Source organism: Actinomadura sp. J1-007 (assembly GCF_009793335.1).
Taxonomy (GTDB): domain Bacteria; phylum Actinomycetota; class Actinomycetes; order Streptosporangiales; family Streptosporangiaceae; genus Spirillospora; species Spirillospora yumaensis.
On record NZ_WING01000001.1, the window covers coordinates 493496 to 513834 of the forward strand.

Genomic DNA, 20339 nt, shown 5'->3' on the forward strand with positions numbered 1-20339 from the left:
GCGAGGGGAAATCCGAGGTCAGGACTTGGGCGCCCGCTCGTCCCCCGCGGGCTCGTCCCGGTCGTCGGGCGCATCGGCCTCGCCGGCCTCGCCGGTCTCGCCGACGTCGCCGCCCTTGGGGGTTTTGCCGGGCTTGGCGGGCTTGGCGGTCTTGGCCGCCGCCTTTTCCGCCTTGCCCGCCTTCGCCGCCGCCTTGCCCGCCGCGTCGGCCGAACGGCGCGTCCGCTCGTCCTCGCGGGCCTTCTCGTCCTTCTCCGCGAGCTTCGCGAGGCGCGCGTTGTAGACCGCCAGCTCATCGTCCTCGGGGCGGCCGTCGCCGCGCGCCTCCGCGCGGTCGGCCTTGCGGTCCTCGCGGCGGGCCTGCCGCTGGTCGTCGAAGTACCACTGGAACGCCAGGACGATCAGCACGATGAACGTCGGGATCTCGCCGAACGCCCAGGCGATCGCGCCGCCGGTGTGCTGGTCCTTGAGCACCGAGGTGCCCCACGCCGGATCGACGGCCGCGTACCAGCCGCGGGCCAGGGGCTGCGACAGGTTCATCAGCGCGATGCCGAAGAACGCGTGGAACGGCATCGTGACGAACAGCAGCAGGAGCCGCCCCGGGTACGGCAGCCGCTTCGGCGCGGGGTCGACGCCGAGCAGCACCCAGAAGAACAGGCTCCCGGCCAGCAGGAAGTGCGCCGTCATCGCGATGTGCCCGAGGTGGTTGCGCATCGCGGACTCGAACAGCGGGGTGAAGTACAGCACGAACGTCCCCGCGACGAAGATGACCGTCGCGACGGCGGGGTGCGCGATGAGCGCGGTGAACCGGCTGTGCAGCGCGGCGGTCAGCCACTCGCGCGGGCCCCGGTCGCCCCGTACTCGGGCGGGCTTGAACGCGCGCAGCGCGAGGGTGACCGGCGCGCCGACGACCAGGAAGATCGGGGTGAGCATGTTCAGCACCATGTGCTGGACCATGTGCACGCTGAATAGGATCGGCGCGTACTTGGCGACGCCGGTCTCGGTCACGAGCACGATGGTGATCAGCCCGGTGAACCAGGCGGCGGTGCGGCCGAGCGGCCACGCGTCGCCGCGCCGCCGCAGCCGGACCACGCCCGCGAGGTAGACGCCGCCGAGCACGATCACCAGCACCGCGAAGAACAGGTCGAACTGCCAGAGCGACGCGAGCCGGCCCGGGTTCACCTGCGGGGGCATGTCGTAGCCGATGAGGGCCTTGACCGCGCTCTCCTCGGCCGTCGGCGCGGGCGGCGCGGTGCGGGCGAGCGCGACGGCCAGGCCCATCGCGGCGGCCATCACCGCGGCCTCGACCGCGGCGAGCCGGGCGAACGCCCAGGGCTTGCCGGCGGAGACCGCGGGCAGCGTCCGCTCCCGGTGCCACCAGCCGAACCAGCCGAGCGCCGCGAACGCGATGATCTTGCCGAGGGCGAGCCGCCCGTAGTCGGTGCTGAGCAGCTCGGCGGGGTCGGGCAGCCGCGCGATCACGTTCACCAGGCCGCTGGCGCCGACGACGACGTAGCACCACAGCGCCATCCGGCTGAACCGCCCGGCCATGACGTCCAGCCGGGCCCGGCCGCGCAGCGCGTGCGCCCCGACGACCGCGAGCCCGCCGACCCACGGCGCGATCGCGGCGACGTGCAGCGCGACGCCGGTGACGGCGACCGAGTGGTTGGCGGCGGACGCCGAGTGGCCGGTGAGCGGCGGCGGCAGCAGCGCGATCCCGGCGAGGGCGAGCAGCCCGAACGCGGCGGCGGGCGTCGTGGTCGTCCGGGCGAGCAGCGCCACCACGACGGTCAGCAGCACGACCAGCATCAGCGCGGTGCCCTGCGGGAGCTGCCCGACGTAGCTGCTCAGCTCGCTGCCGGTGATGATCTCGCCGACCGGCTCGCCGAGCACGTCGGCGACCGTGAAGACCAGGTTGGCCGCCGCGGCGGCGGCCCAGGCGGCGGCCAGCCAGGACGCGGCGCGCAGGTAGCCGGTCGCGTCGCCGGACAGCCGCACGTCGCCCCGGCGGCCCTCCAGGGGCAGCAGCGCGGCGGCGGCGAGGAGCGCGCCGACGGTGAGGGCCGCGCCGAGGTCCATCACGAGCCGCGAGACCGGCAGCCCCCAGCGGGTGACGGCGCCCGCGTCGCCCAGCCCGGGGATGACCTTCTCCGCGACCGAGCCCCCGAGGACGAGGCCCGCCACGAGGACGGCGACCGACGCCGCCGCCGCGACCGCCGCGGCGCGCAGGACGCGCAGGCTGCCGCTGTTCACCGGCCCGTGCCGCCGTCGTCCGCCGGGCCCTCGCCCTTGGCGGCGTCCGGGCCCTTGCCCGCCCCGGCGCCGGCCGCCGGGCGGGGCGGACCGCCGCCGGCCTTGCGCTTGGCGCGGGCCACGATGGCGACGCCGATGCCGACGCCGATCAGCAGCCCGACGCCGATCATGATCCAGGCGGACGCGCCGGACGAGCCGCCGTCCTCGTCGGCCTTCGCGGGGTGGGTGTGGGCGGCGGACACGTCGCGCTTCGGCTCGGCCGGTCCCACGGTGGTCTGCCCCGCGCCGCCCCCGGCCGCCGCGTCGCCGGTGCCCGCGGTGGCCGTGAAGCTCAGGTCGGACTTCTCGATGCGGTGCCCGTCCTCGCCGACGACGGCGTAGGCGACGCTGTACCGCCCGGCGGGCAGGGGCCCGTTCAGCCGCTGGGTGACCTTGACGCCGTCGCGCCGGGCCGCGCCGTCCTGGAACTCCTTGCCCTCAGCGTCCTTGACCAGCACCTTCGCGAATCCGATCGTGTCGCTGAAGACCAGCTCGACCTCGGTCACCGACGCCGCCGAGGCGTCCTTGCCGGGCGTGCTGCCCACCAGCCGGGTGTGCGCCAGCGCGGGCGTCGCGAGGGCGGTGCCGAACGCCGCGGTGAGCGCGGCGACGAGGCCGAGGCGGCGCAACCGCCGGCGGGGCGTGAGGGTCATCATCGGAAGGCCGGAATCTCTCGTTCTGGACGGGATGCCTTCCTAACCCTACTGAGCCCTCCCCGTGGTGGCGCCCGGGGCCGCCGGGAGCCCGCTCACGGGTTGCGCAGGACGACCGCGCGGCCGTTCGCCTCGAACTCGGCGCGGAGCGCGGCGGCCCGCCCGGCGTCCAGCGGCTCGTACGCCAGGTCCCGGCCGGGGCGCCACCAGACCGGGTCGCCGGCCTCCCACCGGTCGCGGCGCAGGGGCCGCTTGTCGACCTTCCCCGTCGCGGTCAGCGGCATCGCCGGGACGATCCGGACGAAGCGGGGCGCCCACTTGGTGCCGAGGTCGGGCTGGGCGGCCAGGAACGCGGCGAACGCCGCCGGGTCGAACCCGTCCGCCGCGCCGGGACCGCCGGGGCCGCCGGGCGCGTCGCGCAGTTCGAGCGCGGCCATGACCTGGTCGCCGGTGCGCGGGTCGGGCACCGGGTAGACGGCGCACATGACCACAACGGGCCACCTGGCGAGGATGCGCTCGACGGGCGCGGCGGCGAAGTTCTCGCTGTCGACGCGGAGCCGGTCGTTGCCGCGCCCGGCGAAGTAGAAGTAGCCCGCCTCGTCGCGGTAGCCGAGGTCGCCGCTCCAGTACCGGCCGTCCCTGACCCGTTCGGCGTCGGCCTCCGGGTTCCGGTAGTAGCCCTCGAACGCGGCGGCGGCGTCCAGCCCGACGATCTCGCCGATGGCGGCGCTCGGGCGGTGAGGGCCCCGTCGGCGTCGAAGCGGGCGCGCGGGCACTCCAGGCCGGTCTCGGGGTCGAGGATCGCGACCCGCGCGCCGTCCGGCGGCAGGCCGAGCGCGTCGGGCGGCGTGCCGGGCGTCTTGCGCAGCGAGATGGCGCCCTCGCTCGACCCGTACCCCTCGATGATCCGGCAGCCGAACCGCTCGGCGAACCGGGCCATGTCCTGCGCGGACGCCTCGGTCCCGAACGCGGCCTGAAGGGTGTTGTCCGCGTCGTCCGGCCGCTCGGGCGTGGCGAGGACGTACGCGAGGGCGCGCCCGACGTAGTTGAAGTAGGTCACCCCGTAGCGGCGGACGTCCGGCAGGAACCCCGAGGCGGAGAACCTGCGGCGCAGCGCGACCGCCGCCCCGGCGTGGACGGCCATCGCGAGGTTCGCCATGACCGCGTTGCCGTGGAACAGCGGCATCGCGGCATAGGTGACCGAGTCGCGGGTGATGCCCATGTCCCCGGCCCGTACGGCGATGGACGCCAGGCGGCCCTGGCTGCACGCGACGGCCTTGGGCGCGCCGGTCGAGCCGGAGGTGAACAGGAGCAGCAGCCGTTCGCCGGGCCCGGGGTCGCGGTGGACCGGCTCGGCCGCGCCGAGCAGGCGCCGGTACTCCGCCGAGCCGGCCACGTGGACGGGCGGCCCGTCCGGGACCGCCTCCAGCAGCGGGACGTGCTCGGCGTCGGTGACGATCACGTCGCAGTCGGTGTGCCGGACGTCGGCGGCCAGGGACGCGCCGCGCCGGGTCGGGTTGACGCCGACGACCGTCGCCCCGGCGAGCGCCGCCGCGCAGATCCAGTAGACGTACTCGGGCACGTTCTCCAGCAGCACCCCGACGTGGCGGGGCCGCCCCGGCGCCGGTGGCGGGCACATCGCCTCCAGCGCCCCGGCGCGCACGCGCGCCTCGGCGACGACCTCGGCCCAGGTGCGCGTCCCGTCCTCGGACAGCAGCCCGGGGCGCGCGTCACCGGCCCGTTCCAGCAGCATCTTCGCGAACGTTGCGGGGATCGCCACGCCTGCGAGCGTGCCACCCAAGCGTACGCTTGGTCAAGAGTCGTCCGGCGCGCTCGCCGGGTACGCCGGGGGCGGGCTAGCAGTCGCAGGCACAGCAGCCGCAGCATTCGCAGCACCCGCAGCCGCAGTCGCCGTCGCAGCAGTTGCAGCAGTCTCCGCAGCCGCCGTCGCAGTTGCAGCCGGAGTCGCAGGAGCGGCTGCACCAGCAGCGGTCGGAGCAGCCCTTGGCCTGGTGCTCGCTCCACTCGGGCTGGAAGACCCCGCAGGTGGCGCAGACGAGCGCGCCGGTGAAGCACGGGACCGGCCAGCCGGGACGCTTCCGCCCGCCGTGCCCGCCGCCTCCGCCGTGCCCGCCGCCCCAGCCGCCCCAGCCGGAGTCGCCCCCGCCGCCCACCGGCGGTTGCCCGCCCGGCCACTGCCCCTGCTGCTGACCGCCCTGCTGATAGGGCCCCTGCTGGTACGGGCCAGGGCCATACGGGCCTTGCTGGTAGGGCCCCTGCTGGTACGGGCCCGGACCGTACGGCGGCTGCGGCGCGGGGCCGCCGGGGTACGCGGCGAACACGCGGTCGACCGTCCGGCGCACCTCGCGGCCGAGCAGCGCGCGGACGAGGCGCGGGTTCTCGAACTCGGCGTCGGCGAGCGCGAGCCGCAGCCCGTGCAGGGCGTCGTCGCAGTACCGGCGCGCCTCGGCGGGCCCGGTCCCGGTGGCGGTCAGCGGGTTGTACGCGTCGTTCGCCAGGTCGTCCCGGACGTCCTCGACGGCGTCGGCCAGGTGGGCGAGGCGGCCGAAGAACCGGCCCGCCTCGGCGAGGGGCGCGGCGTTGCGCTCCCGGCCCGCGAGGACGGCCGTGTGCGCGAACACCGCCGCGACCGCCGTCTCCGTCGGCGCGGTCAGCTCCAGCAGGCCGAGGCCGCCCGCCGACTCCAGCGCGCTCTGCCGCCCGATGGCCTCGCGCAGCACGGACGGGTCGAACCCGACGGACGCGCCGGTGCGGCCTCCGGCGGCGTCCCAGCGGGACGCGACCCGTTCGGCGGCCGCGGCGACGAGCCGCCGCGCGTACGGGCCGTCGCCGTCGGCGATGTGGTCGCGGGTCTTGCCCGCGGCGAGCAGCAGCGAGGCCGCCGCCGCGAGCCGCGCGCCCTCGGCCCGCGCGGCGACGACCTCGGCGGTCCGCATCCCGCGCAGGGCGCACGGCCCGGCCTTGCGGCGCGGCGAGCGGTCGGGGCGCTGCGCCTCGACGAGGACCGACACCAGCAGCCCGTCGTAGTTGGTGACGAGCCGCGCGGCCTGGCCGTGCTCGCGGCGCAGCGTCAGGCACATCCCGCACAGGTGCGCCATCCAGTCCTTGAACAGCGGCCCGCACAGCACATGCCGGCACGGCCGGACGATTCCGAACATCTCCGCCCCACTCCCCGCCTCGTTCGCCACATCCCTGGCCCGGGGTTCCGGGCGATCATGACATCAAGGGTTGACGCGGCGGGGGCCGGAACGGTTCACCCGTCCGGGGAACGGTCCACCGGCGGGTACGGGCGGAGCGGCCGGAACGGGCCGGGCGCGCTCCGCCCGCGGGGTCAGACGCCGACGCAGGTGAGGGCGCGGCGGTAGGCGGTCAGGCGGGGCTCCTCGCCGGCGCCGCTGCCCGCGAGCACCTCGGCGAGGTCGAACCACGCCTGCGCGGCCTCGCGCGACGCCTCCATCTCCTCCAGGTGGGTGGCGGCCCGGGTCAGCGCCTCGACGGCGTGGTCGCCGCGGCCGAGCTTCGCCGACGCCTCCCGAGCACGGTGAGCGCCCCGGCGGTGGCGCGGCGCGGGGCGTCGCCGAGCAGGGCCAGCGCCTCCTCGGCGAGCCGTACGGCCTCGGCGGGACGGCCCAGCAGGTTCTCGGCGCGGGCCAGCTCGGTGAGGCAGCGGGCGACGTCGATCTCCCCGTCGGCGCTGGTGCTGATCTCGGCGCGGACGCGCGACAGCAGGTCGCGGGCGCGGGCGGGCTCGTCCGGGCGGGCGCGCAGCAGCAGGCCCGCGTAGCAGACGCGGAGCCGCGCGAGGCCGCGCGGGTCGCCGCCGGTCTCCTCACCGGCGAGCGCGAGGGCCCGCTCGGCGAGCGCGGCGCCGTCCTCGTAGCCGCCGCGCACCTCCGCGACGTAGGCGGCCTCCCAGTACGCGGCCATCCGGGCGCGGGCGGTGCCGATCCGCTCGGCGCGCTCGACGAGCTGCTCGGCGAGCTGCCCGGCGCGGACGAGGTCGCCGCGCTCGACGTAGGCGGCGAGCAGCGCGGCGCCGAGGTCGACGGCCGCGTCGGTCGAGTCGGCGCCGGTCGCGACCAGGTGCCGCAGGGCGCCCTCGGCGACGCGGACGCCGTCGCTGAGGTCGCCGAGCTCGCGCAGGCAGCGGCTGAGCGCGACGTGCACCTTGGCCCAGTGGTCGAGGTCGGCCTCGGCGGACGCGGACGCGGCGAGGTCGCGCAGCCCGGCGGCGGCCTCCTCCAGCTCCCCGGACGCCTCCAGCGCGAGCGCGTACCCCCAGCGGGCCTGGTGCAGCATGTCGGGCAGCGCGACCGCGTCGGCGTTGGCGAGCACCTCGGCGTAGCGGGCGCGGGCCTCGGCGGACGCGCCGTTGCGCAGCGCGATCTCGGCGTAGTCGAGCGTGACGCGCAGCTCGTCCACCACGTCCTCGCTGACGCCGCTGACCAGGTACGTGGCCGAGCAGTTCAGCTTGGCGGCGAGCAGGTCCACCACGCTCGGCGCCGGGACCCGCTTGTCGCTCTCGATCAGTGAGATGTAGCTGTCGGAAAGCTCGGGGAAGGCGAGCTGGGCCTGGCTGACGCCCTGCCTGATGCGCAGGGCCCTGATCCGCTGCCCCAGTGTCTCCCGATCCATCGTGTGACCACCCGCCTACGAGGTTCTCGCCGGGCGCGTGGCGCGCAGGGCGAGGAAGAAGTCGACTCGATCTTCCAGTGTGCCGAGGTCCCGGCCGGTGAGGTCCTCGATTCGGCGGATTCGGTACCGAAGCGTGTTCACGTGGACGTGCAGCCGGGTCGCCGTACGGCTCCAGGACCCCGAGCAGGACAGGAAGACCTCCAGTGTGTGCAGGAGCTCGGCGCGCCGCTCGCTGTCGTACTCCTCCAGCGGGCCGAGCATCCGGTCGCGGAACGAGCACCGCGTCCGCTCGGGCACCGAGGCCAGCAGCAGCGCGTACGAGTCGACGCGGGGGTCGGCGCCCGTGTCCGTGCCCATCGCGCGCCCGTGACCCCCTCCTCGCCGCCCGCGCCCGCCCAGTGTCCCATTCGCACCAGGGCAGGCTATAGCGGAGCGTTCCCACCAGGGAGCACAGGACCGGCAATCGTCACATGCTCGGAACCCGGCGGCCCGCGCCCGGACGGCCGGGCGCCCGTCCTGACAGGACCGCGCGCCGTTCCTGACGGGCCGGGTGGCGCGCGGCCCGGCCCCGGCTGGTGTACTTGCGCGATGACCGTCTCCACGCACGTTCTCGACACGCATCGCGGGCGCCCGGCGGCCTCCGTCCCGGTACGGCTGGACCGCTACGCGGAGGACACCTGGCGGCCCGTCCTGGAGGGCCGGACCGACGGCCGGGGCCGCTGGACGGCGCTCGGCGGGGGCGGCTCCGAGCCCGGGACGTACCGGCTGCGGTTCGGGACGGGCCCGTACTTCGCCGAGCTCGGGACCGACACCTACTACCCCGAGGTCGTGGTCGTGTTCACCGTGGCGGAGGGCAGCGGGCACCACCACGTCCCGCTGCTGCTCAGCCCGTACGGCTACTCCACCTACCGCGGCGACTGACGCGCCCGCCGGGCGGCGGGTGCCGGTTCGACGGCGGCGGGGCGCGGGCAGTTACCCTGTGCTCGCCTTTCACGTGATCACCACCCGCCTCGCGCGGACGAATCCGGAGCGCGCCGCCATGTCGCACGTCAGTACCGCCGGGGCCGAGGACACCCCGCCGCCCCCGGCGCCGGGGGCCCGCTGGACCGGTTCTTCGAGCTGTCGGCCCGGGGCACCACCGTGGCGCGCGAGCTGCGCGGGGGCGTCACCACGTTCTTCGCGATGGCCTACATCATCCTGCTGAACCCGATCATCCTCGGCGGGGCCAAGGACGTCACCGGCGCGCAGCTGTCGATCCCGCAGCTCACCACCATGACCGCGCTGTCGGCGGCGGTCACCACGGTCATCATGGGCCTGGTCGGGAACGCGCCGCTCGCGCTCGCGGCGGGGCTCGGCATCAACGCGGTCGTGGCGTTCCAGGCGGCCCCGGAGATGACCTGGCCGCAGGCGATGGGGCTGGTGGTGATCGAGGGCGCGATCATCGTGCTGCTCGCGCTGACCGGCGTCCGGGAGCGGATCATGAACGCGATCCCGCTCGCGCTCAAGCACGCGATCGCGGTCGGCATCGGCGCGTTCATCGCCCTGGTCGGGCTGGTGGACTCGGGGTTCGTGACCTCGAACGCGGCCAGTCCCCCGCTCGCCCTCGGCACCGGCGGGCACCTGGAGACCTGGCCGACGGTGGTGTTCGCGTTCGCGCTGCTGCTGATGATCGTGCTGTACGTGCGCAAGGTCCAGGGCGCGATCCTGATCGGGATCGTCGCGGCGACCGTGCTCGCGGTGGTGATCCAGGCGAACGCGTCCGTCAAGGACGGCGGCTGGGGCGTGGTGACGCCCGACATGCCCGACAAGCTGTTCGCCAGCCCCGACTTCGGGCTGCTCGGCGAGGTGGACCTGTTCGGCGGGTTCGGCCGCGCGGGCGTGGTGACGGCGCTGGTGGTGCTGTTCACCCTGGTGCTGTCGGGGTTCTTCGACGCGATGGGCACGATCCTCGGCGTGAGCGACGAGGCGGGCCTGGTGGACGAGCGCGGGCAGGTGCCCCGGCTCGGCCGCGTGCTGTCGGTGGACGGCGTGTCGGCCGCGCTCGGCGGCGTCACCAGCTCGTCGGCCAACACGGTGTTCGTGGAGTCGGCGGCCGGGGTCGGCGAGGGGGCCCGCACGGGCCTGGCCAACCTGGCGACCGGGGCGCTGTTCGCGGTGACGCTGTTCCTGACGCCGCTCGCGCAGGTGGTGCCCGCGCAGGCCGCCGCGCCCGCCCTGGTCGTGGTCGGCGCGCTGATGATGGCGCAGGTCGCCAAGCTCGACTGGGACGACATCGGGATCACGATCCCGGCGTTCCTCACCATCGTGTTCATGCCGTTCACCTACTCGATCACGAACGGCATCGGCGCGGGCGTGGTCTCCTATACGCTCGTCCAGGCGGCGCTCGGGCGGTGGCGCCGGACGCACTGGCTGCTGTGGGTGATCTCGGCCGTCTTCGTGGTCTATTTCGGGCTGAACGTCGTGGAGAAGATCTTCGGAATCAAATAGCCTGGAACAACGCGAGCACCCTGCGTCACCCGCCTTCCCGCGGCGTATTTGAAACTCTCACGGCAGATCCGGGTGTCAATTAGTGCCGTCATGGCGTAAGCAGAAGGTAGTGCCTTACCCCTCGGCATGAAAGGCGTGGCTGTGGTGTCCGCGGACTCTTCACCCGACCCCTCTCCGCGCGGTCACGTCCTGCTCGCGCCCGACCGGTTCCGGGGCGCCCTCTCCGCGGCCGAGGTGGCCGGCCACCTGGCCGCCGGCCTGCGCCGCGCCCGCCCCGACGTGCCGCTGCTGGAGCTGCCGGTGGCCGACGGCGGCGAGGGCACCGCCGAGGCCGCGATCGCGGCGGGCTGGCGCCGGGTCGAGGTGGAGGTGTGCGGGCCGACCGGCCGCCCGGTCACCGCCGCCCTCGCGCTGAACGGCCGCAGCGCCGTGGTCGAGCTGGCCGAGGCGTCCGGAGTGCGGCGGCTGCCCGGCGGCAAGCCCCGCCCGCTGACCGCCTCCAGCCTCGGCACCGGCCAGCTCGTCGCGCACGCCGTACGGCTCGGCGCGCGGCGGATCGTCCTCGGGCTCGGCGGCGGCGCCTGCACCGACGGCGGCGCCGGGCTCGTCCAGGGCCTCGGCGGGCGGCTGCTCGACGCGCTCGGCAAGGAGCTGCCGCCGGGCGGCGCTGCGCTGCGCTCCCTGCACGCCCTCGACCTGCGCGGGCTGCCCGACCTGTCGGGGGTGCGGGTGGTGGTGGCGGGCGGGTCGGCGGGCCCGCTGCTCGGCCGGGCCGGCGCGGCGCTCGCGGGCGGGCCGCGCCGGGGCGCGACCCGCGAGGAGATGCGCGTGCTCGACGCGGGCCTGCGCCGCTGGGCCGACCTCGCCGAGGCCGCGGCCCGCCGCAGCGCCCGCGACCTGCCCGGCGCGGGCGCGGCCGGCGGCGTCGGGTTCGCGGCGCTGACGTTCCTCGGCGCGACCGTCGAGCCGGGCGCCTCCCTGATGCTCGACCTGCTCGGCTTCACCGAGAAGGCGCGCGGCGCGATGCTCGTCGTCACCGGCGAGGGCACGCTGGACGCGCGGTCGCTGCGGGGCGGCGCGCCGATCGCGGTCGCGCGGGGCGCGGCGCGCGCCGGGGCGCCCGTCGTCGCCGTGACCGCCCGCCGCGGCCTGACCGGCGAGCAGCTCCGCAAGGCCCGCATCCAGGCGGTGTACGCGCTGGACGGCATCGACCGCGACCAGGACCGGCGGATGCGGCAGGCGGGCCCGCTGCTGGAGCGGCTCACGGTCGCGATCGCCGACGAGTGGCTGCCGCCCGCCGCCTGCTGACCCCCGCGCGCGGATCGTTCCAACGAAGATCGCCCAGTCGCGGACAGGGCGTGCGCTGGACAACTACGATCATTCCGGGGGACGCCCCTCGGCCCCGGGACAACTCCACAGCGGCATGGACGCGGAGGATGGGACATGGCGGACGAGCGGTACGACTGGGCCTCGCTCGGGATCGACGTCACCAAGCCGAGCATCGCCCGGACGTACGACGTGGTGCTGCGCGGCAAGGACAACTTCGAGGTCGACCGGGCGTTCGTCGAGCAGATCGTCCGGGTCGTGCCGGAGATCTACGACGTGGCGACCTACAACCGCGAGATCCTGGGCCGCGGCGTGCGGTACCTGGCCGGCGAGGCGGGGCTGCGCCAGTTCCTCGACCTCGGCTCCGGGCTGCCGACCGTCCAGAACACCCACCAGGTCGCGCAGGCCGTCGCCCCCGAGTCGCGCGTCGTCTACGTCGACAACGACCCGATCGTGCTGGCGCACGGGCGGGCGCTGCTGGCCGAGAACGACCGCACCACCGTGGTCACCGCCGACGTCCGCTCCCCCGAGGAGATCCTCGCCGACCCGGACGTCCGCCGCCTGATCGACTTCGACCGCCCGGTGGGCGTGATGCTGGTCGGCATCCTGCACCACCTGCACGACGACGAGGGCCCGCAGCGGATCGTGGACACGCTGATGGACGCCGTCCCGTCCGGCAGCCACCTGTTCGTCACCCACTTCTGCGCGTCCAGCCAGGAGTCGCGCGACGCCGAGAAGCAGTACCTCGCGCTGCTCGGCACCGGCCGGTTCCGCACCCCCGAGGAGATCACCGCCTACTTCGACGGGCTGGAGCTGCTCGACCCCGGCGTGGTGCCGCTGCCGCTGTGGCGGCCGGACGCCGAGGTGGCGACCGACCTCAGCGTCGGGCAGCGCCTGATGTACGGCGGGATCGCCCGCAAGCCCTGAGCCGCGGACGCGCGCGACCCGTCCCGCGCGGGTTTACATACTGTCAGCAGAACGGGGAACACCTATACAGACTGGACATGGCCGGGACGCGCCGGCGGGCTCCACGCTGTAGGCGTACATCCTGGTCAGCGTTGACGGAGGACCCCCGTGAAGATCGGCGTGCCGCGAGAGATCAAGAACCACGAGTACCGGGTGGCGATCACCCCCGCCGGGGCGCACGAGCTCAGCCGCCGCGGCCACGAGGTGTTCGTCGAGCGGGGCGCCGGGCTGGGCTCGGCGATCCCCGACGACGACTACACCGCCGCGGGCGCCAAGATCCTGGACGGGCCGGACGAGGTCTGGGCCGAGGGCGACCTGATCCTCAAGGTCAAGGAGCCGATCGAGCCGGAGTACGCCCGGATGCGGGACGGCCAGACGCTGTTCACCTACCTGCACCTCGCCGCCTCGCGGGCGTGCACCGACGCGCTGCTGTCGGCGGGCGTGACCGCCGTCGCGTACGAGACCGTCCAGCTCCCCGACCGGTCGCTGCCGCTGCTCGCGCCGATGTCGGAGGTGGCGGGCCGGCTGTCGCCGCAGGTCGGCGCGTACAACCTGATGCGCTCCAACGGCGGGCGCGGCGTGCTCCCGGGCGGCGTGCCGGGCGTGGCGCCGGCGAAGGTCGTGGTGATCGGCGGCGGCGTGTCCGGCCTGAACGCCGCGCAGATCGCGGTCGGCATGGGCGCCGACGTGACGATCCTGGACGTCAACGTCGACCGGCTGCGCCAGATCGACGCGATCTACCAGGGCCGGCTGAAGACGCTGGTCTCCAACGCCTACACCGTCGAGCAGGAGGCGCGCGCCGCCGACCTGGTGATCGGCGCGGTGCTGATCCCCGGCGCGCGGGCGCCCAAGCTGATCTCCAACGAGACCGTCGCGCGGATGCGCACCGGCTCGGTGCTCGTGGACATCGCGATCGACCAGGGCGGCTGCTTCGAGGACTCGCGTCCGACCACGCACGCCGACCCCACCTACCGGGTGCACGACTCGATCTTCTACTGCGTCGCCAACATGCCCGGCTCGGTGCCGAACACCTCCACCTACGCGCTGACCAACGTCACCCTCCCCTACACGGTGCGGATCGCCGACCTCGGCTGGCGCGACGCGCTGCGCGGCGACGCCGCCCTCGCCAAGGGCCTCAACACCCACGCCGGGGCGGTCGTGTACGACCACGTCGCCGAGGCGCACAACCTGCCCTACACGCCGCTGGAGGACGTCCTCGCCGCCTGATCCGTCCGTTCCGCCCCGTACAGTGGGGCCCATGGGGGAACTGATCATCCTGCGGCACGGCGAGACCGAGTGGAGCCGCGCCCGCCGGCACACCGGGCGCACCGACCTTCCGCTCACCGAGCGGGGCGAGGAGCAGGCGCGGGCCGTCGCGCCGCTGCTGGCCGGGCGGACGATCGCGCGGGTGCTCGCCAGCCCCGCCGAGCGCGCGCGGCGCACCGCCGAGCTCGCGGGCCTGCGGGTGGACGAGGTGGACCCCGACCTGTGGGAGTGGGACTACGGCGGCTACGAGGGCATCACGACGGCCGCCATCCGCGAGGGGCGTCCGGGCTGGTTCCTGTGGGACGACGGGGTGGTCCCGGGCGACGCCGACCACCCGGGCGAGAGCGTCGAGCGGGTCGGCGAGCGGGTCGACGCGGTGATCGCGCGGGCGGAGCCGCACCTGGAGCGGGGCGACGTGGTGCTGGTCGCGCACGGGCACGTGCTGCGGGTGCTCACCGCGCGCAGGCTCGGGCTGGACCCGGCCGCGGGACGGCTGTTCGCGCTCGACACCGGTACCCTGTCCACGCTCGGCACCGAGCACGGCCGCCCGGTGATCGCGTCGTGGAACGTCCCGCCGCGCTGACCGGGACCGGGCGCGCGCGGCGGCCGGGCGCGCCGGAACAGGCGGTCCGCCGTATACGATACCCCTAGGGGGTTGAGTAGACCGCGGCGGCCCCGCGGACGCGGCCCCCGGACCGATTGCGAGGACGACGATGGCCACCAGCGAGACCCCGACCCGCGGCTACACCGCCACCAAGGACCAGCTCCAGACCCGGCTGCGCCGCATCGAGGGCCAGGTCCGCGGCATCGAGCGGATGGTCGACGACGACCGCTACTGCATCGACGTGCTCACCCAGATCAGCGCCGTCCAGGCGGCCCTCGACAAGGTCGCGCTCGGCCTGCTGGACGGGCACGTCCGCCACTGCGTCGCCGAGGGCGCCGAGGAGGGCAAGTCGGAGGTCATGTCCACCGAGCTGATGGCGGCCGTCGGGCGGCTCATGCGCCGCGGCTGACCTCCGGGCCGTCCCGGCTCCCGTCCGGCTCGCACGCCGCGCCGCCGCCGTCGGCCGCGTCGCCGCCCGTGTCGCCGTCCGCGTAGCGCTCCATCATCTCGACCACCGTCGCCCAGCCGTGCAGGAAGTGGGCGCGCTCCTCCTCGCCGAGCGCGCGCAGGGCCATCCGCAGCGGCTCGATCCGGGCGAGCGCGAACCGTTCGACCAGGTCGCGGTGGTGCCCGGCCAGGCTGACGATCATGCGGCGCCGGTCGGCCTCGTCGGCGCGCCGGTCGACGAACCCGCCGCGCTGGAGCTCGCCCACGAGCTGGCTGACCGTCGCCGGGCTGAGCGCCAGGTGCCCGGCCAGCACCCCCACCGGCTGCGGGCCGTGCAGGACGAGCGAGAACAGCACGGGGACGTGCCGGGGCCCGAGCCCCGCCGCGGCGATCCGGTCGAGCAGCCGCCGCGCCTCGCCGTGCGAGCCCGCGCCCTTCATCCGGCGCGCCATCCGGCCCATGAGCTGGACCATCGTCTCCAGATCGGCCTCGGCCGAGGAGCCGGCGTCCCGCTCGTCCCCACTCATGCCTTGAAGTTCAACATATTCCGTGGTGCACTGCAAACACGTTGAACTTCAAGGCATTTCTAGGGGGCACCCATGCCTGACGACGCGAAAGCCCGCCCGGGGCCCGCCGGGACACGGCCGCCGGGCCCCGAGGCGGGAGCCGGAGCCGGGACCGGGGCGGGGTACCAGGAGCAGTCCGACCGGCTCGACCGCCGGGTCATCGTGCTCGGCCTGGTGATCGTGTCCGGCACGCTCATGGCGATCCTGGACACCACGATCGTGAACGTGGCGCTCCAGACGCTCGGCCGCGACTTCCACGCCTCGCTGTCCACCATCCAGTGGGTCATCACCGGCTACCTGCTCGCGCTCGGCACGGTCATCCCGATCACGGGGTGGGCCGTGGACCGGTTCGGCGGGCGGCGCGTGTGGATGACCTCGATCGTGCTGTTCGTGCTCGGCTCGGCGCTGTCGGGCGCGGCCTGGAACATCGAGAGCCTGATCGCGTTCCGCGTCGTCCAGGGCCTCGGCGGCGGGATGCTGATGCCGACCGGGATGGCGATCCTGACCATGGCGGCCGGTCCGAGGCGGCTCGGCCGGGTGATGAGCATCGTCGGCATCCCGATGCTGCTCGGCCCGGTCCTCGGCCCGATCCTCGGCGGCTGGCTCGTCGAGGACGTCCAGTGGCGGTGGATCTTCTTCGTCAACCTGCCGGTCGGCGCGGTCGCGCTGGCCCTGGCCTGGTGGAAGATCCCCCGCGCGGGCGGCGAGCACCGCGCGGCCACCCTGGACGTGCGGGGCCTGCTCCTGCTGCCGCCCGGCTTCGTGCTGCTGATCTACGGGCTGTCGACCGCGAGCAGCTCGGGCGGGTTCGGGTCGCCGTCCACGATCGCGTGGCTCGCGGGCGGCGCGGCGCTGGTGGCGCTGTTCGCGGTGCACAGCGCCCGGCTCGGCGAGCGCGCCCTGATCGACGTGCGGCTGTTCAGGGACCGGGTGTACGCGACGGCGGCGGGCGGCGTGTTCTTCGTCGGCACCGCGCTGATGGGGTCGATGCTGCTGATCCCGCTCTACTACCAGCTCGGACGCGGCGAGGGCGCGCTCGCCGCGGGGCTGCTGCTCGCGCCGCAGGGCCTCGGCGCCGCGACCGCGATGCCGTTCTCGGGGCTGCTCACCGACAAGCTCGGCGCGGGCCGGGTCGTCCCGGTCGGCGTGGTGCTGCTGGTGCTCGGCACGATCCCGTTCGTCCTGCTGGAGTCGGGCACCTCGTACTGGCTGCTCGGCGCCGCCCTGTACGTGCGCGGGCTCGGGCTCGGCTGCACGATGATGCCGACGATGTCGGCCGCGCTGACCACGCTCGGCCGGGCCGCCGTGTCGCGGGCGACCGGCGCGCTCAACATCATCGTCCAGCTCGGCGGGTCGTTCGGCACAGCGCTGCTCGCGGTGATCCTGTCGCGCGAGCTGGGCTCGGGGCTGCCGAAGGCGCCGGGCGGCTCGGGCGGCGGCGTGGGCGAGATCCCCGCGCAGGTCCGCGAACGGTTCGGGCCGCAGATCGCCGACGCGTTCGGCGGCACGTTCTGGGTCGCGCTCGGGCTGACGGCCGTCCTCATCGTGCCCGCGCTGCTGCTGCCGCGCCACGGCGCGTCGGCCTCCGGCGGCACGGCGGACGAGGACGTGCCGGTGAACCTCCCCGCGTCCCACTGACCCGGCGGGCCGGGGCGCGCCGACCGGTGCGCCCCGGCCCGCTCCGAGCGCGGCGCGGCGGCCGCGCGGGCGGCGCTACGAAGCGATCGACCAGGCGTCCGGGCCGGCGGCGCGCTCGCGCGTCAGGCGCCGCGCCCGCTGCGCGTCGGGGGTGTAGCGGTAGCGCTCGGGGATGACGTGCGTGGTGCGGTACAGGCCCTTGAGCGTCAGCGTCGCGGCGAGGTCGGACGTCGGCAGGCCGGGCAGCCCGTACATCCGGCGCGCCCAGCGCGGCAGCGTCGAGACGACGAGCATCCCGACGCCGGGCGCGGCGAGCTTGAGCGGCAGCAGGTTGCGCGGCACGTCCGGGCTGAACATCCGGCGCAGCCCCTCGCGGGCCTCCTTGCACGCCCAGATCCTGGGCCGCATCTCCGCGTAGTAGTCCTTCATCTCCGCGACCGACGCGGGAACGTCGGCCGGGTCGAGTCCGACCACGGCGGCGGCGCGGCGCTGCTCGTCGACGAACGCGTCGGCGTCGGCGCGCGAGAGCCCGACCCCGGCGCGGCGCGCGACGTCCAGGTAGGAGTCGACCTCGCCCATGTGCACCCAGAGCAGGTTCTCGGGGTCGTCCACCGGGAACGTCTCGCCGGTGCGCAGGTCCAGGCCGGTGAGCTTCGAGTGCAGCTTGCGGACGCGGCGGCCGACCCGTTCGACCTCCCGGTGCGTCCCGTAGGTGCGGATCCGCACGAACTCGACCGTCCGCGCGAGCCTGGCCCAGGCCGCGTCGCGGTCCATCAGCTCGGAGTTCTGCGCGGTGCCCCACATCGACCGCGGGTGCAGCGCCTGGAGCAGCAGCGCCCGGACGCCGCCGACCATCAGCACCGGCTCCCCCATGACCCGCCAGGTCACCGATCCCGGTCCGAAAAGGCCGAGGTCGTCGCCCGGCCCCTCGCGCAAGTCCTCGTGCACGTTTCGCCGCCTTTCCCTCCGGCTCCGAGACAACCACGCGGAGCGGAGTAATCAAAGACTTATTTCCCGGCCATGACGTGTGTCACACTGCCGCCGGGGTGCGAACGCGCTGTCACAGGGCCCGGGAGGTCCCCCCGGCCGCGTCCTCCTCGTCGTCCTCGTCGTCGCCGGGCGGCTCGGTCTGCTCGGCCACCCACGCGAGGTAGTCCATGCTCCCCGCGACCACCGGCGTGGCGATGATCTCCGGAGTGTCGTAGGAGTGCGACTCGGTGATCAGCGAGGCCAGCTCGTCGAACCGGTCGGACTTGGTCTTGAAGACCACCATCCACTCCTCGGCCGACTCGATCCGCCCCTCCCACCAGTACGTGCTGGCGATCGGGCCGACGAGCTGCGCGCACGCCGCGAGCCGTTCGTCGACGGCCGCGTGGGCGAGCTCGGCCGCCTCCAGCCGCGAGTCGGTGGTCGTGGTCACCTGCACGTAGGACGCTGCCATGGCACGGCTCCTTCCCCCCGTCGCCGATCGTATCCGCGCGGGCCCGGGCGGGCCCGGCGCCGGGCCGTCAGCGGCCGGGGCGGACGACCAGGGCGCTGCCCCCGCCCCTGCGGACCGGCTCGGCCACGGCCTGGACGACCCCGGGCCGGAGGATCTCCAGGGCCGTGGCGGCGCCGATCACGCCCTGCGGCGGGCCGGGGAACGCCTCCAGCCGGTGCCCGCGCGCCGCGAGCGCCCGGCCGTACCGCTCGATGAACGCGGGCTCGGCGAACACCTGCGGGGTGTTGCGCTGGGTGGCGCGCGGCGCGGCGAGCGCGGCGGGCAGGTCCATGCCGAGGTCGATCCGGTTGAGCAGGATCTGGAGCACGGTGGTGATGATCGTAGATCCGCCCGGGGTGCCGAGCGCGAGCCTCGGCCTGCCGTCCTTGAGCACGAGCGTCGGCGCCATGCTGCTGCGCGGGCGCTTGCCGGGTCCCGGCAGGTTGGGGTCGGGCGGGGAGCCCGGCGCGGGCGGCTGGAGCGTGAAGTCGGTCAGCTCGTTGTTGAGCAGGAACCCGCGGCCCGGCACGGTGATCCCGCTTCCGCCGAACTGCTCGATCGACACGTTGTAGGCGACCACGTTCCCCCACTTGTCCGCGACGACGAGGTGGGTGGTCTGCGGCCCCTCGTACGCGAGCGCGCGGGTGGAGCGGCCCGGCGGGACGCACGGGGTGTACGACCCGTCCGGCGAGCCGGGCGCGACGGGGGCGGCGGCGGCCCGGTCGGGCTTGATCAGGCACGCGCGCTCGCGCGCGAAGCCGGACGACAGCAGCTCCTCCAGCGGCACCGCGACCTTGGCCGGGTCGCCGACGTACCGGCCCCGGTCGGCGTAGGCGAGCTTGGACGCCTCCAGGTAGTAGTGCAGCGCCCGGACGGGGTCGCGGGAGTCGAGGTGGAAGTTGCCGAGGATGTTGAGCGCCTCCCCGACCGTGGACCCGCCGGACGACGACGGCGGCATCCCGTACACGTCCATGCCCCGGTACGACACGCGGGTCGGCCGCTTGGACAGGGCGCCGTAGGCGGCGAGGTCGCGCGGCTCCATCAGCCCCGGGCGCACCTTGCGGGCGGCCTTCGGATCGACGGGCGGCTTGCGGACGGTCCTCGCGACCTCCGCGCCGAGCCCGCCCCGGTACAGCCAGCCGGGGCCGCGCCGGGCGATCTCGCGGTACGTCCTGGCGAGGTCGGGGTTGCGGAACGTCGAGCCGACGGCCGGAACCTTCCCGCCCGGGAGGAACAGCTCGCGGGTCGGGACGATGTCGCGGAAGCGCGCCTCGTTCACCGCGGTCTGGTCATGGAACTCCTGGTCGACGACGAACCCCTTGTCGGCGATGCGGGCGGCCGGCCGCAGCAGCGAGCCGAGGTCGCGCGTGCCGAACCGGCGCAGCGCGCTCTGCCACTGCGCGAGGGTGCCCGGCACGCCGACGCCGAGCCCGCTCGTGACGGCCTCGTCGAACGGCAGCGCCTTGCCGGTGGCCGGATCGACGAACGAGGTCGCGCTCATCCTCCCCGGGGCCGTCTCGCGCCCGTCGATCCCGTACACGCGGCGCTTCTTCGCGTCGTAGTACGTGAGGTAGCCGCCACCGCCGATCGCCGCGACGTACGGCTCGGTCACGCCGAGGGTCGCGCCCGCCGCGATCGCCGCGTCCATCGCGTTGCCGCCCTGCCGCAGCACCTCCAGGGCCGTACGGCTCGCGTCGGGGTCGACCGTGGAGACCGCGCCGCCCGACCCGGTCGCGACCGGCTGCCGCGACGGCGGCGGGGCGGGCGCGGGCGCGGGTGCCGACGCGTGCGCCGGGCCGGCGAGGGAGGCGGGGACGAGCAGGGACGCGGCGAGGGCGAGCCCGGCGACCGGCGCCGTGCGGCGGGGGGCCTTCCGGGACGTCCGGCGAAGGGCACTCCGGGGCGGCGTGTGGGGGGTCACGGAACCTCCTGGGGAACGCGGCGTCACTACCGTGTCA

At 75.1% G+C, this 20339-nt stretch carries 19 protein-coding genes and 2 pseudogenes; 8 read left to right on the plus strand and 13 right to left on the minus strand.

Annotated features, from left to right (window positions below; translation table 11 throughout):
* Positions 1–18 precede the first annotated feature (18 nt).
* The 9 genes and pseudogenes from GEV43_RS02235 to GEV43_RS49195 all read right to left on the minus strand — a co-directional run bounded on the left by GEV43_RS02235 (position 19) and on the right by GEV43_RS49195 (position 7958).
* Positions 19–2253 (minus strand): cytochrome c oxidase assembly protein, encoded by a 2235-nt coding sequence (locus GEV43_RS02235; protein WP_160819268.1) that lies wholly within the window; start codon positions 2251–2253, stop codon positions 19–21.
* The gene (locus tag GEV43_RS02240) at positions 2250–2948 is read right to left on the minus strand and encodes a copper resistance protein CopC (protein WP_160819269.1); all 699 of its coding nucleotides are present in this window, start codon (positions 2946–2948) and stop codon (positions 2250–2252) included. The genes GEV43_RS02235 and GEV43_RS02240 overlap by 4 nt, the downstream gene beginning before the upstream one ends.
* Positions 2949–3040: 92 nt before the next feature.
* Positions 3041–3229: a hypothetical protein gene (locus tag GEV43_RS49180; RefSeq protein ID WP_241684122.1), complete on the minus strand. Its 189-nt coding sequence runs from the start codon at positions 3227–3229 to the stop codon at positions 3041–3043.
* Between the two features lie 36 nt (positions 3230–3265).
* Positions 3266–3430: pseudogene (locus tag GEV43_RS55830) on the minus strand (hypothetical protein); the annotation flags it as partial.
* Positions 3431–3741: 311 nt separating this feature from the next.
* Positions 3742–4698: pseudogene (locus tag GEV43_RS49190) on the minus strand (AMP-binding protein); the annotation flags it as partial.
* A 103-nt stretch (positions 4699–4801) separates the two neighbouring features.
* The gene (locus GEV43_RS02250; RefSeq protein ID WP_160819270.1) at positions 4802–6124 is read right to left on the minus strand and encodes a DUF5685 family protein; all 1323 of its coding nucleotides are present in this window, start codon (positions 6122–6124) and stop codon (positions 4802–4804) included.
* A 173-nt stretch (positions 6125–6297) separates the two neighbouring features.
* Positions 6298–6423: a hypothetical protein gene (locus GEV43_RS53575; protein ID WP_302930623.1), complete on the minus strand. Its 126-nt coding sequence runs from the start codon at positions 6421–6423 to the stop codon at positions 6298–6300.
* A gap of 26 nt (positions 6424–6449) precedes the next feature.
* Complete coding sequence (locus tag GEV43_RS02255; protein WP_241682743.1) at positions 6450–7601, minus strand: helix-turn-helix transcriptional regulator; 1152 nt, start codon at positions 7599–7601, stop codon at positions 6450–6452.
* Between the two features lie 15 nt (positions 7602–7616).
* Positions 7617–7958 (minus strand): PucR family transcriptional regulator, encoded by a 342-nt coding sequence (locus tag GEV43_RS49195; RefSeq protein WP_375539026.1) that lies wholly within the window; start codon positions 7956–7958, stop codon positions 7617–7619.
* A 231-nt stretch (positions 7959–8189) separates the two neighbouring features.
* On the opposite strand from GEV43_RS49195, the gene uraH reads away from it, so the two are divergent.
* The 7 genes from uraH to GEV43_RS02295 all read left to right on the plus strand — a co-directional run bounded on the left by uraH (position 8190) and on the right by GEV43_RS02295 (position 14659).
* Positions 8190–8522, plus strand: coding sequence for a hydroxyisourate hydrolase (gene uraH, locus GEV43_RS02265; protein ID WP_160819272.1), 333 nt, complete (start codon positions 8190–8192; stop codon positions 8520–8522).
* A gap of 219 nt (positions 8523–8741) precedes the next feature.
* A complete protein-coding gene (locus tag GEV43_RS02270; protein ID WP_309239409.1) occupies positions 8742–10088 on the plus strand; it encodes an NCS2 family permease in 1347 nt (448 codons plus the stop codon).
* 141 nt (positions 10089–10229) lie between these two features.
* A complete protein-coding gene (locus GEV43_RS02275) occupies positions 10230–11396 on the plus strand; it encodes a glycerate kinase (RefSeq protein ID WP_309239410.1) in 1167 nt (388 codons plus the stop codon).
* A gap of 135 nt (positions 11397–11531) precedes the next feature.
* Positions 11532–12341, plus strand: coding sequence for an SAM-dependent methyltransferase (locus GEV43_RS02280; protein ID WP_160819274.1), 810 nt, complete (start codon positions 11532–11534; stop codon positions 12339–12341).
* 147 nt (positions 12342–12488) lie between these two features.
* Positions 12489–13607 (plus strand): alanine dehydrogenase, encoded by a 1119-nt coding sequence (gene ald, locus GEV43_RS02285; RefSeq protein ID WP_160819275.1) that lies wholly within the window; start codon positions 12489–12491, stop codon positions 13605–13607.
* A 31-nt stretch (positions 13608–13638) separates the two neighbouring features.
* Positions 13639–14229: a histidine phosphatase family protein gene (locus GEV43_RS02290; protein WP_160819276.1), complete on the plus strand. Its 591-nt coding sequence runs from the start codon at positions 13639–13641 to the stop codon at positions 14227–14229.
* A gap of 130 nt (positions 14230–14359) precedes the next feature.
* Positions 14360–14659, plus strand: a complete 300-nt coding sequence (locus GEV43_RS02295; protein ID WP_160819277.1) for a metal-sensitive transcriptional regulator — start codon at positions 14360–14362, stop codon at positions 14657–14659.
* Here GEV43_RS02295 and GEV43_RS02300 read toward each other — a convergent pair.
* Positions 14643–15224: a MarR family winged helix-turn-helix transcriptional regulator gene (locus GEV43_RS02300; protein ID WP_160819278.1), complete on the minus strand. Its 582-nt coding sequence runs from the start codon at positions 15222–15224 to the stop codon at positions 14643–14645. The two genes, GEV43_RS02295 and GEV43_RS02300, sit on opposite strands and share 17 nt — an antisense overlap.
* Positions 15225–15296: 72 nt before the next feature.
* On the opposite strand from GEV43_RS02300, the gene GEV43_RS02305 reads away from it, so the two are divergent.
* Positions 15297–16901 (plus strand): DHA2 family efflux MFS transporter permease subunit, encoded by a 1605-nt coding sequence (locus GEV43_RS02305; protein WP_160819279.1) that lies wholly within the window; start codon positions 15297–15299, stop codon positions 16899–16901.
* A gap of 75 nt (positions 16902–16976) precedes the next feature.
* On the opposite strand, the gene GEV43_RS02310 is transcribed toward GEV43_RS02305, so the two are convergent.
* The 3 genes from GEV43_RS02310 to ggt form a co-directional block, all read right to left on the minus strand.
* Positions 16977–17849: an oxygenase MpaB family protein gene (locus tag GEV43_RS02310; RefSeq protein ID WP_309239411.1), complete on the minus strand. Its 873-nt coding sequence runs from the start codon at positions 17847–17849 to the stop codon at positions 16977–16979.
* Between the two features lie 112 nt (positions 17850–17961).
* Complete coding sequence (gene cutA / locus GEV43_RS02315) at positions 17962–18342, minus strand: divalent-cation tolerance protein CutA (RefSeq protein WP_160819280.1); 381 nt, start codon at positions 18340–18342, stop codon at positions 17962–17964.
* A 67-nt stretch (positions 18343–18409) separates the two neighbouring features.
* On the minus strand, positions 18410–20302 hold the full coding sequence (ggt, locus tag GEV43_RS02320) for a gamma-glutamyltransferase (RefSeq protein ID WP_160819281.1): 1893 nt from the start codon (positions 20300–20302) through the stop codon (positions 18410–18412).
* Positions 20303–20339 lie beyond the last annotated feature (37 nt).

What these genes read in the sequence shown, in the direction of transcription:
- GEV43_RS02240 (WP_160819269.1), bottom strand. Translation starts at nt 2,948, where the DNA reads ATGATGACCCTCACGCCCCGCCGGCGGTTGCGCCGCCTCGGCCTCGTC.
- GEV43_RS49180 (WP_241684122.1), bottom strand. Translation starts at nt 3,229, where the DNA reads ATGCCGCTGACCGCGACGGGGAAGGTCGACAAGCGGCCCCTGCGCCGC.
- GEV43_RS02250 (WP_160819270.1), bottom strand. Translation starts at nt 6,124, where the DNA reads ATGTTCGGAATCGTCCGGCCGTGCCGGCATGTGCTGTGCGGGCCGCTG.
- GEV43_RS53575 (WP_302930623.1), bottom strand. Translation starts at nt 6,423, where the DNA reads ATGGAGGCGTCGCGCGAGGCCGCGCAGGCGTGGTTCGACCTCGCCGAG.
- GEV43_RS02255 (WP_241682743.1), bottom strand. Translation starts at nt 7,601, where the DNA reads ATGGATCGGGAGACACTGGGGCAGCGGATCAGGGCCCTGCGCATCAGG.
- GEV43_RS49195 (WP_375539026.1), bottom strand. Translation starts at nt 7,958, where the DNA reads ATGGGCACGGACACGGGCGCCGACCCCCGCGTCGACTCGTACGCGCTG.
- uraH (WP_160819272.1), top strand. Translation starts at nt 8,190, where the DNA reads ATGACCGTCTCCACGCACGTTCTCGACACGCATCGCGGGCGCCCGGCG.
- GEV43_RS02280 (WP_160819274.1), top strand. Translation starts at nt 11,532, where the DNA reads ATGGCGGACGAGCGGTACGACTGGGCCTCGCTCGGGATCGACGTCACC.
- GEV43_RS02290 (WP_160819276.1), top strand. Translation starts at nt 13,639, where the DNA reads ATGGGGGAACTGATCATCCTGCGGCACGGCGAGACCGAGTGGAGCCGC.
- GEV43_RS02295 (WP_160819277.1), top strand. Translation starts at nt 14,360, where the DNA reads ATGGCCACCAGCGAGACCCCGACCCGCGGCTACACCGCCACCAAGGAC.
- GEV43_RS02300 (WP_160819278.1), bottom strand. Translation starts at nt 15,224, where the DNA reads ATGAGTGGGGACGAGCGGGACGCCGGCTCCTCGGCCGAGGCCGATCTG.
- GEV43_RS02305 (WP_160819279.1), top strand. Translation starts at nt 15,297, where the DNA reads ATGCCTGACGACGCGAAAGCCCGCCCGGGGCCCGCCGGGACACGGCCG.
- cutA (WP_160819280.1), bottom strand. Translation starts at nt 18,342, where the DNA reads ATGGCAGCGTCCTACGTGCAGGTGACCACGACCACCGACTCGCGGCTG.